Origin of the sequence: Phaeobacter sp. JH20_02 (genome assembly GCF_048056915.1) — a bacterium.
GTDB classification, from domain to species: Bacteria; Pseudomonadota; Alphaproteobacteria; order Rhodobacterales; family Rhodobacteraceae; genus Phaeobacter; species Phaeobacter bryozoorum.
Window position 1 is genome coordinate 30,879 of record NZ_JAYMVP010000022.1, and the last position, 17,326, is coordinate 48,204.

The 17,326-nt window shown below is 65.1% G+C and carries 7 protein-coding genes; all 7 read right to left on the reverse strand.

Annotation, left to right across the window (positions count from 1 at the left end):
* Genes VWY34_RS06990 through VWY34_RS07020 form a run of 7 tightly spaced genes read right to left on the reverse strand, consistent with a single transcriptional unit; the run spans position 1 to position 17,220 of the window.
* Positions 1-843, reverse strand: a complete 843-nt coding sequence (locus VWY34_RS06990; RefSeq protein ID WP_416544793.1) for a glycosyltransferase — start codon at positions 841-843, stop codon at positions 1-3.
* Entirely contained in the window at positions 840-3,413 is a 2,574-nt protein-coding gene (locus VWY34_RS06995) for a hypothetical protein (protein WP_416544794.1), read from the reverse strand. The genes VWY34_RS06990 and VWY34_RS06995 overlap by 4 nt, the downstream gene beginning before the upstream one ends.
* Positions 3,410-4,312 carry a hypothetical protein gene (locus tag VWY34_RS07000; protein ID WP_416544795.1) on the reverse strand — a complete coding sequence of 301 codons (903 nt, stop codon included), beginning with the start codon at positions 4,310-4,312 and terminating at the stop codon, positions 3,410-3,412. Before VWY34_RS07000 ends, VWY34_RS06995 begins: the two co-directional genes overlap by 4 nt.
* Positions 4,309-5,022 carry a 4'-phosphopantetheinyl transferase family protein gene (locus VWY34_RS07005; RefSeq protein ID WP_416537285.1) on the reverse strand — a complete coding sequence of 238 codons (714 nt, stop codon included), beginning with the start codon at positions 5,020-5,022 and terminating at the stop codon, positions 4,309-4,311. Before VWY34_RS07005 ends, VWY34_RS07000 begins: the two co-directional genes overlap by 4 nt.
* Positions 5,019-9,656 (reverse strand): MupA/Atu3671 family FMN-dependent luciferase-like monooxygenase, encoded by a 4,638-nt coding sequence (locus tag VWY34_RS07010; RefSeq protein ID WP_416544796.1) that lies wholly within the window; start codon positions 9,654-9,656, stop codon positions 5,019-5,021. Before VWY34_RS07010 ends, VWY34_RS07005 begins: the two co-directional genes overlap by 4 nt.
* A complete protein-coding gene (locus tag VWY34_RS07015) occupies positions 9,653-10,726 on the reverse strand; it encodes a glycosyltransferase family 2 protein (protein ID WP_416544816.1) in 1,074 nt (357 codons plus the stop codon). The genes VWY34_RS07010 and VWY34_RS07015 overlap by 4 nt, the downstream gene beginning before the upstream one ends.
* A gap of 2 nt (positions 10,727-10,728) precedes the next feature.
* Complete coding sequence (locus VWY34_RS07020) at positions 10,729-17,220, reverse strand: type I polyketide synthase (RefSeq protein WP_416544797.1); 6,492 nt, start codon at positions 17,218-17,220, stop codon at positions 10,729-10,731.
* Positions 17,221-17,326 lie beyond the last annotated feature (106 nt).

The following is a 17,326-nucleotide window of genomic DNA, read 5'->3' on the forward strand; positions in this document are numbered from 1 at the left end:
CTAGCGGCCCCGCGTCCAGCGGGTTTCCTGTCGGCCGCGAAACAGCGGCGACTTCACCGCGATGGCAACAGCCGCATAGGACATAAATCCCGCCGGGTCGCGCAGCGCCCGCGCGACAATTGCTGCGGGGCCAGGGCGGGTGACGTCCTCATTGGCCAGCAGTGCGGGGAACCGCGCGGTAATCTCTGCAACCCCGGCATTCTGGCGTCTGCGCACGCGCACCAGATTGCGAAACCCCTCGATCAGCGGCCATTGGTAGCTTGCCTCTAGCCGGAGCCGCTCGTGCGGCGCAAAGCTGAGGCGCGCGTAGATATCGTCGGCGATTATGTCCGGCCAGTCTTCCCAGCGCCCGCGCCCGGCCCGGTTCATCGCAAAGAGGCCAAACCCCGGCACCCCCTGCTGGACAAAGGGCAGTGTTTCCCAGAACCGCCCGTAAAGGCGGCTGATCAGGCTCTCGGCCGGAGCCAGCCGGGGCGACCCGCTGGCATAGCGCGGCGCGGTGCAATCCAGCGCGTGGCATATCTGCGCCATCAGCGGTGGGGCGACACACACATCGGCGTCAAGATACACCAAGATGCCACCGGTGGCCTGCGCTTCTCCCTGTTGAAGAGCCCCGATCTTGCCGCCCTCGCGCCGATCAATCACCCTGCAATCCCACCCGGGCGGCACCGTCACCGCCTGCGCCGCCGCGACCGTGGTGTCAGTGCAACCGTTGGCGATCACCAAGACCTCGGCGGTGGCACCATCCGGCAGCGGATCACTGGCAAACAGCGCCGACAGACAGGACCCGATATAGCCCGCCTCATTATGTGCGGGGATCAGCACGCTCAACAGCGGTTTCATTTCGCCGCCTCCACAGCGCGCCAGCGCGGGTTGTCGTCGGTCAGATAGCGCAGGCTGCCCCAGCTGCCCCATTTTCCGGGTGCCGAAACATCCGAATAGGCGGTGAACAGACTTCCGCCCAAGGCGGGCCAGCCCTGCAACAGGCTGCGATACAGGCCGCCCATCTCCTCGGTGTAATTGAAATGGCTGAAAAAACCGGTCAGCATGTCGTCATCGACCATCGAACCCAAGCCAACCACATGGCTGCCGCCCTCATACATGATCAGGTCGAGCCCGTGGGCCTCTGCAACTTTGGCATGATAGGGCAGAACCCGGCCCAGAAGATCGCTGATCGTGTCGTCGGAACTGCCGGAGACCAGCCCGTCCTGCAATTCTGCCGCGGCCAATGCGCTGGCGGCATCATATTGATGCGCCTCGACAAAATCGGCTGCGGCGGTTCCGCTGAGACCCTTGGCCCTGGCGGCGGCCTCAGCCTGCTCGCGGCTCTGGGCAATCCAGGCGCGCAGAATTGGCGCGCGTTCCGGCAGGCCGAGAACGCCGCCGAAATAGCCGGTCACCGCATAGGCGTCAAAAGCGCGGGCCGGCGGTCGGCGCGTGGCATCTTCGGCAACCCAGAGCGGCGCGGTCAGCACCTGTTCCTCCAGCCCCAGCCACCCCGTCTGGGTAGAGATAACGCGCACCAGCCGGTCATCGGCCGCCGCGCCAAAAACCTCCGTCCAGATCGCGGCAACCTCGGCAGCGCGGCCACCGTAGAACTGCATCCACAGATCCTGGCCACCCCAGCGGGCGCGGGCCTGATCATCAGCCCAGACCGCCTGTTCGAATTGCCAGTTCCAGACCTCGTTGGAATATTCCACATAGGCGGTCAGCGCGGGGTCCAGCTGCTCCCGCACCAGCCGCGCGTAGTTACGGACATAGCTGTCGTCGGCCATATGGGGCAGGGTGAACCAGGGCGCGGTGCCAAGCTGATTGGCCAGCGCCACCAGCACCTCCGCTGGCGCACCTTTGGCCGCCCAGCTGTAGTCCTGCACCCTTGGGCGATCCTCCCAGCCAACCTGCGTGCTGTCGTTGGTGGCCATCCAGTCCATGAATCGCAGCGCTGCAAACCCACGCATCCGCGCCATGAAATCCGGATTGAAGATGGCGCCGGCCTGCCAGTCCGGCAGGTGTTTTTCCATCACCACCGCGATGTTGCGGATATAGTCACCGGTTCCCTGCCGGTCGCTGCGCTGAATGCGGATTTCGACCGCGCCGGGACCGGGCGTATAGTCAAAGCGGATTTCGCTCTTGCCGTAGCGGATGTTCTTGGCCCGCCCCGTCACCTCGACAATCCCGTCGCCGTCAAACAGCAGGACATAGCGCCCAGCGAGGCTGGCGGCCTCCGCAGGCAAATCGGTGAGGATCAGCGTCCCGACCGAGCCAAGCTCCGGTGGAATTGCGGTCGGCCAGCCATCAGGGTCCAGATATCCCGCTGCTGCAAGATCGGCATAATCCGCGCCCCCCCATTGCCCGGCCAGATGACCAATCCACGGACGGGCAGTTTTGAAATGGTCGAGAAACGGAGCCTGCGGGCTCCAATCGGCAATCGAGGCCAGGTTCATCGCAATCGGCTGATGCGGCACCTCGGCGCCCTGGGGTAGCCCCTGCGCTGCGGCGATGTCGCGCGGCGCGCTGGTCTGGCTGGCCGGAACCACTCGGTTCAGCGCAGGCAGCATCGGGTCGTCGGGCAGCGGCGGCGGATCGGCAGGCAGGGCTGCCCGCTGCGTTCGGTCCTGAGCGGCATCCCAGGCGATCTCCTGCAGTCGTCGCGCCAGGTCCGGCGCGGGCGCCTCGTAGCGACCGCCCCATTTGGAGCGCAGCTGGTGCGGCAGCCCCACCGGAGACTGACCGGTCAGCACCGCGTATTGCAGCGCGGACAGAAAATAAAACCCAAGATCATTGGGGTGGATATCATCGGCAAAGACATCTTCGATCCGCGCAAGGCCCGGCACCGTACCTGCCTGTATGGCGTCATCCAGTCGCGCCATCGCCTGACCGGCCTTGAGCAGCCTGATCTCTCCGCCGGTCTTTTTGTTGACCGTGTCGACGACCTTTTGCCAGCGCGGCAGATCCGCGGCCAGCCGGTCGCGCCATTGCATTGTCGCCCCCGGATCAAAAGGCACCTCAACCCCGGTTCCGCTGTTCAGGCTGTGCCAGGTTTCCTGCAGATAGACCTCAACCTCAGGGTTGGCGGTGTGGGCAAGGTTGTAGAACTGCGTCAGCGCCCCCTCGGTATCGCTCCACTTCAGGTGGTTGGCGAGGGGGATCGCCTCGGTCACGATCAGCGCATCCACGCCTTCGGCCAGACGGGTGCGGGCATTGATCCCCTCGGCCTGATCGGCATGTGTCCAATTGTAGCTGAGCGGCGCGCCGTTGATGATCTGCGCCTCGACCCTGACCTCTTCGGCGATCTGTCCGGCAGTCGCGGCCGGTTGCCGGGCCAGGAGCTGGTCCAGCATCACCGGATTGTCGGGTCCGAACAGGGAATGCCCGACCATGACGACACTGGCCACCAGATCTGCCAGCGTCATGGGGAAACACCAGTGCGGGGGTGGCGCGTGATCACCTGCCAGACGATCTCCTGCACCTGCCGCGCGGCTTTGGCGCTGAAAGCATCCGCAGGCGAGCCATCGGCGCGTTGCAGCTGATGCGGCAGGCCAACCGGGCTTTTGTGATAAAGCACGCTGACATGGGTCAGCGCTACGACATAGGCGCCCAGATCGTTGATATGGATCGGGTCCAGTGCCCCCTCGGATGTGCGGGCAAAAAGCGCCTCGCGATGAGTCATCCCGTCGATCTGGCCGTCCTCGGCGGCGCGCACGACGGCGGCCATCACCTGTCCTGCGGGGATCAGATAGGCGGGACGTCTCGGATTGCGGCGGCTGTCAGATCCGGCCAGCCCGCCCAGCCAGAGCTGTTCCAGATCACCGTCGATCCGCTTCAGCCAGCCATCCGGCGTATCCAGCGGGTGCCAGGTTTCATAGAGGTATATCCGCGTCCGATCCGACCCCGCCCGGGCCAGATCAGCCCAGCGGCGAAAATATCGCGCGCCTTTGAAATAGCGCAGCGCGTCGCGCAGTTCGACCATCTCCGTCAGGATCACGGCGTCATAATCACCGGAGCCAACCGCCTCGCGTGCATCCCGCCAGACCGGAGGGTGATTGACCTGATCGAAATGCAGGATATCCAGATCCGGCTCCCAGTGATCCTGCAACGGGGTGCCCGACCCCAGCTGGCTGTTGTAGCTGTGCCCTTCCGGTGCCAGCTGCCGCACCATATGCGGCATATCGCGACCAACCAGCGAATGGCCAAGGTGGAACACCCGCATCGGGCCTGTCGGGGCCTTCAGCAAGGGCAGGGCAAAGGGGCTGGCCTGCGCGCGCAGTGGCAGCAGCGACAAGAGGGCGAGAAATCCGCGACGGCCGATCATTGCACCTCTGGCAGCTGCGCGGCGGTTGCGATCAGCCCCTCCCCGATAACAAAACGCCCGTCAATGGCGTCGCCTTTTCGAAACGGCAGCTGATCCGCTGTGAACCGCGCGCAAAACGTCCCGCTGATCTGATCGGTGCCCTGCGCCAAATCCATCTCAACTTCCATCCCGTCAAAGCCAAAGAACCGCTCGCTCAGGCGGTACTGACATTTATAAGCCGCTTCCTTGGCCGAGAATATCACTTTGGCGAGCTGGCCGGGGCTGTTTTGTTGTGCGAGCCAGTCACGCTCGGCCGGGCGGCAGATCTGCGGGATCAGGTCATTCGCCAGAGGCGTGTCCTCCTCCACGTCGACCCCGAGCCCGCGCATCTGTTGGGGCAGGGCCATAACGGCGACGGCGGCGCTGTGACAATGGCTGATCGAGCCGACAACCTCAGGCGGCCAGACCGGCGCGCGTTTGGGGCCGACGGGAATCGCGCTTGGTGTCAGGCCCAGCGTTGCCATCGCGCGATGCGCGGCAGCGCGGCCCGCCGCAAATTCGCGCCGCCGCTTCTCGACGGCATTTGGCGACAGGCAGGCGGCCTCCTCAGGGAAGGGCGGAGGCGGATCGTCCTGCGGATCGCAGGTTTCCACCACGACACAGGCGTCAAACAACCGGCGGATCAGCGCCTTGTGCCGGGCGCTGCGTGAGAGCGGATCGGCAAGGCTCATCCGCTGCGGGCCTTGCGGTTGGCCCGCATCGCGCGGCGTTTCGACATCATATCGGATTTTGCCGCCGCATCGACCGCGGGGGCGGCGGTGTCCTCTGCCGGGGCCGCTCCGGTCAGCGTGTCGATATGGCTGGCCAGCCCCGACAGCGTCGGAAACCGGAAGATATCCGTGATCGAGAGCTTCGGCACATCCAGAGCGCCGCGAATGTCGCGATGGGCCTGCACGGCCAGCAAGGAATGACCGCCGAGGGTGAAGAAATTGTCCTCTGCCCCGATACCGCTGACCCCAAGGATCCCGGCCCAGATCTCGGCAATCTTGCTCTGCGCTCCGGCGCTGAGCGGGGTGTCGGAGATGGGAGCAGTGATCCGCACCGGTTTCGGGTCCGGCAGGGCCTTGCGGTCGATCTTCTTGTTCGGCGTCAGCGGGAAGGCGGCGAGATGTTCGATATGGCTTGGCACCATGACGGCAGCGAGCTGCTGCGCCAGCGCGGCCTTGAGCGCTGCCTGATCCGGGGGCAGTGCGCCGGTGACATAGGCAACCAGCCGGGTGTCTGCCCCGCTGTCGCGCGCCACCACAACCGCGCCGGTTATCCCGTCCATGGCAGCAAGCGCGGCCTCGATTTCGCCCAGCTCGATCCGCTGGCCCCGGATCTTGACCTGATGGTCACTACGGCCGAGGAATTCCAGCTGGCCATCGCCGCGCCAGCGGACCAGATCGCCGGTGCGATACAGACGGGTCGAGGTCACCCCGGCGCCCGCATCGCTAAAGGGATCGGGAATAAACCGTTCCGCAGTCAGCTCGGGGCGCTGCCAATACCCGGCGGTGACGCCTGCGCCGCCGATCAGCAGCTCCCCCGGCACTCCGACCGGCTGCGGGGACAGATCCTCCTTGACGACATAAACAGTGGTATTGGCAATCGGCGCCCCGATTTGGGCGGTCCCGGCGGGCACGCCGGATAGGGTCTGCATGGTTGACCAGATCGTCGTCTCCGTCGGTCCGTACATATTGTGGATCTCTGCGCTGGTCGCCCCGCGCAGATCCGCGACCAGATCTCCCGGCAGCGCCTCCCCGCCGATCAGCAGGTGCGACAGCCGCCCCAGCACCGGGCGCGCATCGGCATCCGCGGTGATCATCCGCGCCATCGACGGGGTGCATTGCATATGGGTGACGCCATGGCGCAGGATCTGCGCCGCCAGCGAGACATCCTCCGCCGCAAGTTCCTGCGGGGCATTGGCAAGACGCAGCACCTCCGCAAGGGGTTTCAGCCCCTCCAGCACCACCTCGGGCGCGATGCCGTAGTCGATCAGACAGGCGATTTCATCAACGCCAATCCGCTTCAGCTGTTCGACCCGCTGCATGGCATCGGCAATGGTTCCAAACAGGCCGGAGTCTTCGAAATACCGTTCAAAGGCGAAGTCCAGAATGGCCTCCAGCTCCTCTGTCGAGAGCATCCCGAGATCCATTTCAAACGGGTTTTTCACCCCCTCGGGTTTCTTGAACGCGGGGAAGGCCCAGGCGTATTGCTTGATCAGACCGGCTGCTGCGCGCAGGTAATCCTTCATCGGTTCACGGGCCGTGGCGCGGGCGTCCTCGCGGGTATCGGCAAGATAGCTGTGTAGCATCAACGTGACCTTGTGATCGCGCGGATCGTGACCAGCCGCGCGCAGGGCGTCGTGGTATATGGCGATCTTGCCCGCGACTTCGTCGATGCTCTGGCCCAGCAGATGGGTCAGCACATTGGCCCCGATGCTGCCAGCTTCGCGCCAGGTCTCGGGGTTGCCGGCCGTTGTCACCCAGACCGGCAGTTCCTTTGACACCGGGCGCGGCTGGGTCAGCACCGCGTGGTCGCCGCCATCCTTGCGCGGGAAGGCAACCTCCTCGCCGCGCCAGAGCTTGCGCACGGTCTCGATCGCCTCAAACAGCGCAGGCTTGTTGGCGGGGGGGGTGTTTTCGGGGCGCAGGATGAAATCATCCGGCTGCCAGCCCGAGGCAAAGCCAATACCGGCGCGGCCGCCGGTCAGATTGTCGATCACCGACCATTCCTCAGCAATGCGGGCCGGGTGGTGCAGCGGCGCCACGCAGGAGCCCGCGCGCACACCGATATTCTTCGTCACCGCAGCCACCGCCGCGCCGGTTACCGCCGGGTTCGGATAGGGGCCACCAAAGGCGTGGAAATGCCGCTCCGGTGTCCAGACCGCGTTGAACCCGTGCTGATCGGCGAATTTCGCGCCCTCCAACAGCAGTTCATATTTGCGCGGACCGGGGCCGTCGTCATTGCCCCAGTAGAACAGGTTGAAGTCCATGCCCCGGTCGCTGGTTGCGATGGGGCCATTGGACAGCTGCAACCGTGCCTCATCACTGGACAGCACCAGCTTGAAGCCGCGCGACAGGGTCCAGAACAGCTCAAGCACGGAGATATCAAACGACAGGCTGGTCACTGCCAGCCAGCAATCGCCCGGCTGATGCGGAACCCGCTGGTCCATCGCGGCAAAGAAATTTGCCACATTGCCATGGCGCACCATCACCCCCTTTGGGGTGCCGGTAGAGCCGGAGGTATAGATCAGATAAGCCAGATCCTGCGGTCCCGGCTGGGTGGTCGGCCCACCGCTGCCTGCGGGTGTCTCCGGCAGATCATCCAGACAGAGAACATCGGCAGATGCGGTGCCGGGCAGCTGGTCGCGCAGACGGCTGTCGGTCAGGATCACACTGGCCGCGCTGTCGGTGATGAAATGCGCGATCCGATCCGCCGGATAGGCCGGATCAAGCGGCACATAGGCCCCGCCCGCGGCCATGGTCGCCAGCGCCGCGATGACCAGCGCAGGGCTCCGCCCCAGATAGATGCCGACATGGCTGCCCGGCGCAACACCCCGGTGGCGCAGCAGCGCCACCAGTTGTTCGACCTCCTCAGATAGCTCCGCGTAGGTCAGGCTTTGATTTTCGTAGACAAGCGCTGTGGCCTCCGGGGTCCGCGCCACCTGGGCTGCAAATTCTGCCGGGATGGTGGTGTCCTGCGTCCCGGTCAGAGCGGTTTCATTCCAGGCCACCAGCATCTGTTGCCGTTCGGTCTCTGGCAGCACGGGCAGATCGGCAAAAGTCCCCTCGGCCGCTGCGTCGCGCGCTGCTACCAGCATGTTGATCCGAGCGATCAGCAGGTCGACGGCCTGCGCATCAAGGCGTGTGCTATCAGCCTCCAGAGTCAGCCTGCCATCCGTCAGGCAAAGCGTCGCCGCACATCCCGCAATGGGCCGGTTGCTCCCCAGATTGCAGCCGATGTCGGGGCAAAGGCCGCTGCCTGCGGTCTGCCGCAGCTCTGGCGCGCGGGCGATCAGATCGGATGCGAATCCGCCGCTGTTGCGGATGCTGTCGAGATCCTCGCGCAGGCGGGTTTGCAGGTCTGCCAGGTAGCTGTCGCGGCTGGATTGCATCGGCACCCAGTCACAGATCATCCCTGTGACCGCCGCCTGTTGCAGCGCATCATTGCTAAGCGCGATCCCCGCAGCCTCGGACCCTGAACTGCACAGCGCCAGGGCAAGCGCCGTGGTCACCGCATCGGCTTCCGTCATGGCATGGCCGTCGGGCAGGTTCAGCGCGTGGCTGGTGATATCGGCTCTGGCATCGCCCGCGGGTCTGGCAAGCGGCAGATCCGTGGCAGGCAGCGCGGCGAGGGCCGCGCGCCATCTGGCTTCGCTTGCCTGTGTTGCGGCCAGCCGCCCTGTCAGATCGCGGCGCGTCTCCGCATCCAGCTGCCGCAGCACATCCCCGGTTTGGACATGGGTGCCGGCGCGGATCAGGCGACCATCGCTATGGTGCAACCCCAGCAGCCGCAGCGCGCGGTCGCCGCAGGCCAGCGTGACGCTGGTGTCGTCGACGGCTAGCACGGTGCCCGGTGCCGCCGATCCCGGCACCACCTCGGCAGAGCCGATCAGCACCACCGGCGCGCTGTCCTCCGTGCCCAGATGTAGCTTGGCCGCGCAGAGCGGGTTCCAATAGCCGTTGAAATCAAGCGCGCGGATCAGCCGGTGCACATCAGCCGCGGGCTGCGACAGGTCCAGCAGGGCGCCGGCTTCGGGCCGATCAGCGCGGGTATAGAGCTTGCGGGTGCTGAAATCCTGCGCCTGCCGCGCCAGCGTGTCGGTTTCCAGCTGGCTCAGCACATCGCCGAAGCTGTCCATCGCCGCGGCGTAGCATTTGGCGTTGAGACTATAGGCCGTCTCATCCCCGGCAATCTCAAACAGGCGCTGGGCGAGGATGTCGCCCTCATCCACACCGCCCTCGATCATATGCCAGGTGATACCGTATTCCGTCGCCCCTTCGATCAGGGCCCAGTTCGGCGTATTGAGACCGGCATAGCGCGGCAACGGTCCATCATGGAAATTGACGCCGCCCTTGGTCGCGCGGGTCAGCACGCTGTCGGGGATGATTTCGAGATTGGCAATCGACAGCAGCCAGTCCACCGATCCGCCAAAGTCGCGCGCATCCTCCAGCACGCTCAGCCCCTTGTCAGCGGCCCACTGGCGGATTTCGGCGTCTTTGGTCACCACGGCGGCGATGCTGTGGCCACGGGCCATCAGGGTGTCGGCGCAGGCGACAAGCAGCGATTCATTGCCAAGCACGATACAGGAGAATGGGGTCATTTCTGCTCCTCCGGTTGAAACGGGGTCTGGCGCGTTTCCATAGGCTGGGTTTGGCGGCGGCGAAAGATCGCGCGGCTATGATGAACGATCAGGTCCCGCAGAAAATAGGGCGGATCCGAGGCGGGTTTGTCCGACACCAGCCGCCGCAGCCCATAGAGCAGGCTGCCCGTGATCAGCGCCAATGTGGCCCCGACCGTATAGGCGCGTCCATGGGTGCTGAGAAAGTAATGCAGCCTGCTGTCGAACCAGTATTGCGGTGTGCGCTGCCAATCCTTCATCCCGGTTGAGGCGGATCCCACATGGGCCACCTCGCTTTCCGGCAGATAATGCGTGCTCCATCCGGCGCGGGCGGCACGGTGGCACAATTCGGTTTCCTCGAAATAGAGAAAGAAGGTCTCGTCAAAACCTCCAACCGCCTCGATCACCTCGCGTCGGATCATCAGGCTGGCACCAGCGGTCCAATCCAGCTGAGTTGGCTCGGTCGGGATCTCCATGGGCACCACGGCATCTTTCAGCAGGCGGGTCACGATGCCGGTCCGCACCGAGGATTCGAATTCCCCCGCAATGGTCGGGAACCGGAAGGCGGTGCAATGGGGCGTCCCATCGGTGCCCCGCACATAAGAGCCGACCAGCCCGGCGGTTGGTGTGGCCTGCAAGAAATCCCGCAATGCGCGGATCGCTCCCGGCTGCACAAAGGCATCCGAGTTCAGCAGATAATAAAACTCAGGCGCGCTGCCATCGGCGAGGCCGAGGCGAAAGCCGATGTTCATGCCCGCCCCAAACCCGCCGTTGCGGTCGCTGGCGATCAGGCGCAGGCGGCCGCTGTCCAGCCAGCCACGCTCCTGCACCGCCGTCAGCAATTTGTCATAGGACCCATCGCCAGAGCCGTTGTCTATGATCACCACCTCACCTTGCAGCGCGTTCATCTGCTCCAGCGCGGCGGCGGCACAGTCCAGCGTCATTTCCGGCGTCTTGTAGTTCAGGATGATGGTCAGAATACGCGCCTGTTCGGCCCCGGCTGCCGGGCGCGCGCAGGTCTCCGTCTGCTGTGGGGCGGGGCTGTCGGTCATGGTCATTCTGCCGTCTTTGGCGCGCTTTGGCGCAGCGCGGCGGCGTCGGCTGCATCAAGCCGCGCCTTGACCTCGCCTGCCAGCACGCTGACGTTGGGCACCAGCACCATGCTGTCGTGATCACCCGGCACCTCGACGACCTCGATCGCTGGCGCCCAGCGGGTCCAGTCGTTGTCGTCATAGACATATTCGCGCTCGCGGCTGACCCAGTTCCCTGCCGAGACCTGCCAATGGCGATCAAGCGGCGGGCGGAACAATGTGAGAGGTCCGCTCCACGGGCGCAGCTCATAGGCGGGCAAGGCGGCGCGGAAGGCCAGTTCGACCTTGCGGTTGTTGAACACCGGTGCGCTGCTGTCTTCGCTTGCGGTATACCGGCGTTTTTCGATCTCCCAGGCGATGCGATTGCCGATCCATTCGCCCAGATACCCGATGCCCTTGCGGCGCAGCTCGGCCCATTTGATCAGCGCCTTGTCGCGGTGGTTCAGCTCAGGTCGCATCGGCAACGGTGTGTCCAGCAGGATCAGCGCGGCGGTGTCTTCGCCGCTGGCGCGCAATTGCTGGGCCATTTCATAGGCGGTCAGCCCGCCGCCGGAAAACCCGCCCAATAGATAAGGCCCCTCCGGCTGGATGCTGCGGATTTCGGCGAGATAGTCGCGGGCTGCCGCGTCAAGCCGGTCATGCGGGGCGTCGTCGCCGATCAGGCCACGGGCCTGCAGCCCGTAGACCGGGCGGTCCTTGCCAACCATCAGCGCCAGATGGCGCAGGTTCAGAACGTTGCCGAACATGCCGGCCACCAGAAAGAAAGGCCGTCGCCCGGTGCCATCGCCGGGGTGGAGCTGCACCAGATGGGTATATGCCGGCGTCTCGGCCTGGGGCGTGCCTGTGTGGTCGGCGGAGGTTTCGGTGGTGAGGCCGCCGCCGGTGCGGGCGATCACCAGTTCGGCGAGCCTCGCGACGGAGGGGGCCTCAAACAGGGTGGAAATCGCCAGATCGACTCCAAAGCTGCGCTTGATCTGTGCAAAGAGCCGGACCGCGACAAGGGAATGGCCGCCAAGGTCGAAGAAGCTGTCGTCGACCCCGACCTGCGCCACCCCAAGCAGCCGGGCAAACTGCGCCGCGATCTCCTCCTCGACCGCGTTGCGCGGGGCGAGGTAGTCGGTGTCGAGCTGTGGCCGTTCAAAGCTCTGGCTGTCCTCGCGCGCCTGCTGCGGAGGCTGATCGGCCTGTGCCATCAGATCCGGCAGCGCGAGGGAGGATACCACCACCTGCGACAGGCCAGTCGCCAGCGCCCGGCGCAGCGCGTCCGGGCCTTCTTCGGCGCGGATGCCCTGGCTGATATTGCGATGCAGTCGGCGTTCCTCGGGCGACAGCGGCTGTGCGCCCGGCGATGCGGCCAGCCCCAGATCCGCGCCGCTGGCGTCTGCTCCCTCTGCCGGGGCCAGTTTGGTTGCACCGGGCAGCTGCTGCATCTGAAAGCCCCGGACCTCAACCAGCACGGTGCCATCTTCGGTGGTCAGGGTGATGTCGAACCGGGCACTGGTCGCATCGCTGTCCATCAGCCGCATATGGCTGAGCACGTCGCAGGGCAGCGGAGCAAAGACCTCGATACCGTCATAGGACACCGGCACCCAGAGCGCGGCACCGCGATAGGCGGGAATCAGGTCAATCGCCCATCCGGTGGCAAGATCCATCAGGCCGGGTGGCAGCAGCGTGCCGTCCTTGGCGGCGATGGCCGGCAGTTGCAGCCGGGCAATGCCTTCGCCCGTCCCCTGTCGCATCTGTTGCAGGACATGCCAGCGCGGGCCGAACTTCAGATGCGCCTCCTGTGGTGTCCGTAGCCGTTCGCGCTTGGTACAGGGTGACGTTTCGGTGGCCACCGGTAGCAGATCGGGCAGGGGGTGCCGACCGGGCTGCCGCGCCGCGATATCCGTCTCCAGCAGCGCCTGAACATGCAGGGCATAGCCCTCCGCCGTGCGGCTGTAGACGGCAAACTCATAACCGCGCTCGACCGGCAGCAGCCGCACGACCATATCGCAGGGGGCTGTCTCCGAGACCACGAGCGGGCGCAGAAAATAGAGATCACGCAGGGCAAAAGGCGCCTCATGCCCCAGTTCGGCAAGTGCCTCGGCGGCATATTCGATATAGCCGGTGCCGGGGATCAATGCAGTGCCATCCTTGGTGCGGTGTTCATCAAGGATCCACTGGTCGCTGCTCAGCCGACGATGAAACAGCACCCCGCCATCCGGGGCAAACTGGCGGCTGTCAAACAACGGCTGATCACAGGGGATCGGATCATCACCGGCCTCCTGCTGGCGGGCGCCAATGGCATCTGCCGCCATGCCGACATCTGCCCAGACCCCCCAATCGACGGCAACGACACGGGTTGTGTTGCCCGCAGCCCCGGCAGCGGTGCGGTGCTTGGCAAAGGCGTTGAGATATTCATTCGCGGCGACGTAATCGACCTGGCCGATCGGGCGCGTCACCGTCGAGGAGGAGGAGAACAGCACCATCAGCTCCAGCGTGTCGGTGCCGAAAATGGCGTCCAGTACCCGCAACCCGCTGACTTTCGGGGCGAGCACCTGGGAAATGTCGTCCTCGGTCTTGGCCAGAACCGGCGCGTCATTGATCTGGCCTGCGCCATGGATGACACCGGTGATGGGGCCAAAGGCGGTCTCGGCCTTGGCGACAGCGGCGCGCATCTGTTCGCTGTTGCAGACATCGGCTGCCAGCGGCAAGACCCGGCCCCTGCCAATGGCGTCCAATGCCATCACGGCGCGGATGCGCTGGGCGGTTGTATTGGCCGGGCTGTGGCGGTTCAGATAGCTGTCCCACTGGTCACGCGGGGGCAGGCCACCGCGCGAGATCAGCACCACATTGGCGCCATAGCTCTGCATCAGATCCGCGGCGATGGTGCGTCCGATGCCGCCGTAGCCGCCGGTGATCAGATAGGTGCCACCCTCGCGGAAGCCGGGGAGTGGCGATGTGATCTGATCCTCCTCCGACAGCTCCACCGGGCGCCACCGCAGGGTGTAGCGCTTGTCACCACGCCAGAGTGCGGTGTCATTTGCAGGCTCCGCCAGCAGCTCCTCCAGCAAGCGATCCGCAATCGACGCGGGCTGGTCCTCCGCCAGCCAGCGCCGCAGCCCACCGGGGCGGCGCGGCAGTTCGATATCGACCGTGGCGCAGGTGAGGCCGGGAATTTCGCGCGGCAGCACACCGGCAGGGCCGGCGATCATCGCCTTTTCGGGGTAGGGCAGCGGTTCGTCGCGCAGCTGGGCCGCGCCAGTGGTAAACACTGTCATATGCAGTGGCTGCGGTAGGTCGATCTGGGCCAGAGCCTGCCCCAGCGCGGTCAGCGCATAAAATCCCATCTCCAGATTGCGATCAAAGAAGGAGGCGCCGGGCCGGAAGGTCTCGCCCTCGGTCACCAGCCAGAAATGGCCGATACGGCTGGGCAGAAGATCGGCCAGCGCCAGATCGGCAAGCAGCGCATCGTAGCCCGCGCGCCCCTGTTCGGGCGCCAGCATATAGCGGGTCTCGCTCAGTTGCGCATAGGTGTCGCCGGGGCGCACCCGCACCACCCGGTGGCCTGCCTGATCCAGCCTTGCGGCCAGTTCAGAGCAGAGTCCGGCGTCGTCTTCAAACAGCAGCCAGGTTTCGGGCTGCTGATCCAGTTCGCCGGTGACGTCCAGGTCGCAGCTTGCCAATGCGGGCCGCCAGCTGGGGCGCGATCCCCAGTGCGACAGCTGGTCGTGGCGGGCCGGGGTGATGATGGCAGCCTCGGCGCGGGCCGGGGCCGCGGGCTCGATGAAATAGCGGCTGCGCTGAAACGCATAGGTTGGCAGCGGCAGGCGCTGACGCCGTGCATCGCCCCAGATCTGATCCCAATCGGCGTCCAGCCCGCAGGCCCAGAGCCGTCCGATCACCCCAAAGAAATAGGCATCATCCGCCATCATCTGCTCGGGATGGCGCAATGAGCTGAGCACCTGACCGGGTTTGATCTTCGGCGCCATCTGCGCCAGCGAGGACAGCGCCTTACCGGGGCCGACCTCCAGATAGATGCGGTTCGGCACGTCAGCCAGCGTATCAAGACAGGCGGCGAACATGACGGTATTGCGCAGCTGGGCAACCCAGTATTCGGGATCGGTGGCCTCGGCGTCGGTCAGGATCTGGCCGCTGCGGTTCGACAGGATCGGGCGTCCCGGTGCTGTCAGGGTCAACCCGCGCAGGAACTGGCGGTATTCATCCAGAATGCCCTCCAGCATCCGGCTATGGGCGGCAATATCAATCTGGATCCGCTGGTGATCCACCTCATCGGCGGTGAGCTGAGCCGCAAGCGCATCCAGCGCCTCCTGCGGGCCGGACACGGCAGTGAGGCGTGGGGCATTGACGCTGGCGATGTCCAGATCCGGCGAAAGCCGGGCCTCAACCTCATCCAGTGGAAGGGAAATCGACAGCATCCCGCCGGCAGGCACCTTGTCGAACAGCCGTCCGCGCAGCAGCACCAGATCGATGCAATCCTCAAACGACAGCACACCGGCCAGACAGGCGGCGGCGTTTTCACCCATCGAATGTCCCACCAGCGCGGCAGGGCGGATGCCCCAGCTGATCCAGAGCTGCGCCAGCGCAAATTCCACGATCATGATCAGCGGCAATTGCACCGACGGCTGTTGCAGCCGGGCATTGGCGGCGTCTTCTTCCCCCGGTTCCGGCAGCCACAGCGCGCGGATGTCATAGTCCAGCTGCGTCTGAAGGTGGTCGAGGCCCCGGTCCATCCAATCGGCAAAGACAGGCTCGGTTTCGTAGAGATCCCGCGCCATACCCGCATATTGCGCGCCGCCGCCGGGGAACATGAAAACCACCTCCGGCGGACGGTCGGCGCTGTCGTGGTCAAACACGCGTCTGGGGTCGCCCGCCTCAAGCAGCGCGGCGGCCTCCTCGGCGGTTTCGGCCACCAGGGTGCGACGCTTGGCAAAGCTGCGGCGGCCCTCCTTCAGCGTATAGGCCACATCGGCCAGAGGCAGATCCGGGTTGGCGCGCAGATGCGCGGCCAGGGCACTGGCATTGGCATTCAGCGCGGCCTTAGAATGGCCCGAGAGGCAGAGCACCTGAAACGGAAAATCGCTGTCCTGCGGTGCGGGGCGGGGTGCGGCCTGTTCCAGCACGACATGGGCATTGGTGCCGCCCACCCCGAGGGCGTTGACCGCAGCGCGGCGCGGTCCCTTGGCCGAGGTCCAGTCTCGCAACCGGTCATTGACCACAAAAGGCGCGGTTTCAAAATCAATCGCCGGATTGGGTGCCTCATAGCCGAGGCTGGGCGGGATCTGACCATGATGCAGCGACAAGGCGGTCTTGATCAGCCCGGCGACGCCGGCGGCGGTATCCAGATGGCCGATATTGGTCTTGACCGATCCGATACGGCAGTAACCCACGGCGGCGGTGGTTTCGCGGTAGGCTTCGGTCAGCGCGGTGACCTCGATCGGGTCACCAAGATAGGTGCCAGTGCCGTGGCATTCGACATAGTCGATGGTGTCCGGCGGGGTCTTGGCGGCGCGCAGCGCTTGTCGTACGGCGCTGGCTTGCCCCTCGACCGAGGGGGCCAGATAGCCGGCCTTGTCGGCGCCATCATTGTTGATCGCAGAGCCTTTGATCACCGCCCAGATATGATCGCCATCGGCCAGCGCATCTTCCAGCCTGCGCAGGGCAACCGCACCGGCACCGGAGCCAAAGACCGTGCCCTGTGCGCGGTGGTCAAAGGCGTGGCAGTGGCCGTCGGGTGACAGGATCTCGTTTTCCTTGAACAGGTAGCCGCGGCCCTGTGGCAGTTCGATGGTGACGCCACCGGCAAGAGCCATGTCGCAGTCGCCCTCGCGCAGGGCCTTGCTGGCATAATGCACCGCCACCAGCGAGGTGGAGCAGGCCGTCTGAATGTTGACCGATGGTCCCTTCAGATCAAAGACATGGCTGACGCGGGTCGACAGGAAATCCTTGTCGTTGCCGGTATGGCGCAGCAGGAACATGCCCACGTCATCCACCAGCGGTTTATTGGAGCAGATGTTGAAGTAGAAATAGCTGCCCATGCCGCAGCCCGCATAAACCCCGATGGGGCCGTTCAGGCTTTCGGGCGGGTGACCTGCATCCTCCATCGCGCCCCAGGCGACTTCGAGGAATTTGCGGTGCTGAGGGTCGAGAATGGCCGCCTCTTTTGGGCTGAAGCCAAAGAACTCGGCGTCAAATTCGGCGTAGCCGTCCAGCGCAGCGGTAGCGGCGACGTAATTGGGGTCGGACAGCGTTTCCGGGTCTTCGCCTGCGGCCAGCAGATCCTGCTCGCTGACGGGTTTGATCGATTCCACACCGTCACGCAGGTTTTGCCAGAACGCTTGCGGCGACTGCGCTCCCGGTACGCAGAGCGACATGCCGACAATGGCGATATCGCCGCTGTAGCGTGACGCGTCAAACGGAGTGCGATCTGTGGTTTTCGCGGATGTTTTCAATTGCCCCAATCGTCCTCAACCCATGTGTCCGAAACAAGAGCCTTGCCCGAACGTAACCCTAACCAATCAACAACACTGACCCTGCGAGCGCAAAGGTCTTGCAACA

Coding starts and splice junctions, on each gene's coding strand:
- VWY34_RS06990 (WP_416544793.1), bottom strand. CDS start 843: ATGAAACCGCTGTTGAGCGTGCTGATCCCCGCACATAATGAGGCGGGC.
- VWY34_RS06995 (WP_416544794.1), bottom strand. CDS start 3,413: ATGACGCTGGCAGATCTGGTGGCCAGTGTCGTCATGGTCGGGCATTCC.
- VWY34_RS07000 (WP_416544795.1), bottom strand. CDS start 4,312: ATGATCGGCCGTCGCGGATTTCTCGCCCTCTTGTCGCTGCTGCCACTG.
- VWY34_RS07005 (WP_416537285.1), bottom strand. CDS start 5,022: ATGAGCCTTGCCGATCCGCTCTCACGCAGCGCCCGGCACAAGGCGCTG.
- VWY34_RS07010 (WP_416544796.1), bottom strand. CDS start 9,656: ATGACCCCATTCTCCTGTATCGTGCTTGGCAATGAATCGCTGCTTGTC.
- VWY34_RS07015 (WP_416544816.1), bottom strand. CDS start 10,726: ATGACCGACAGCCCCGCCCCACAGCAGACGGAGACCTGCGCGCGCCCG.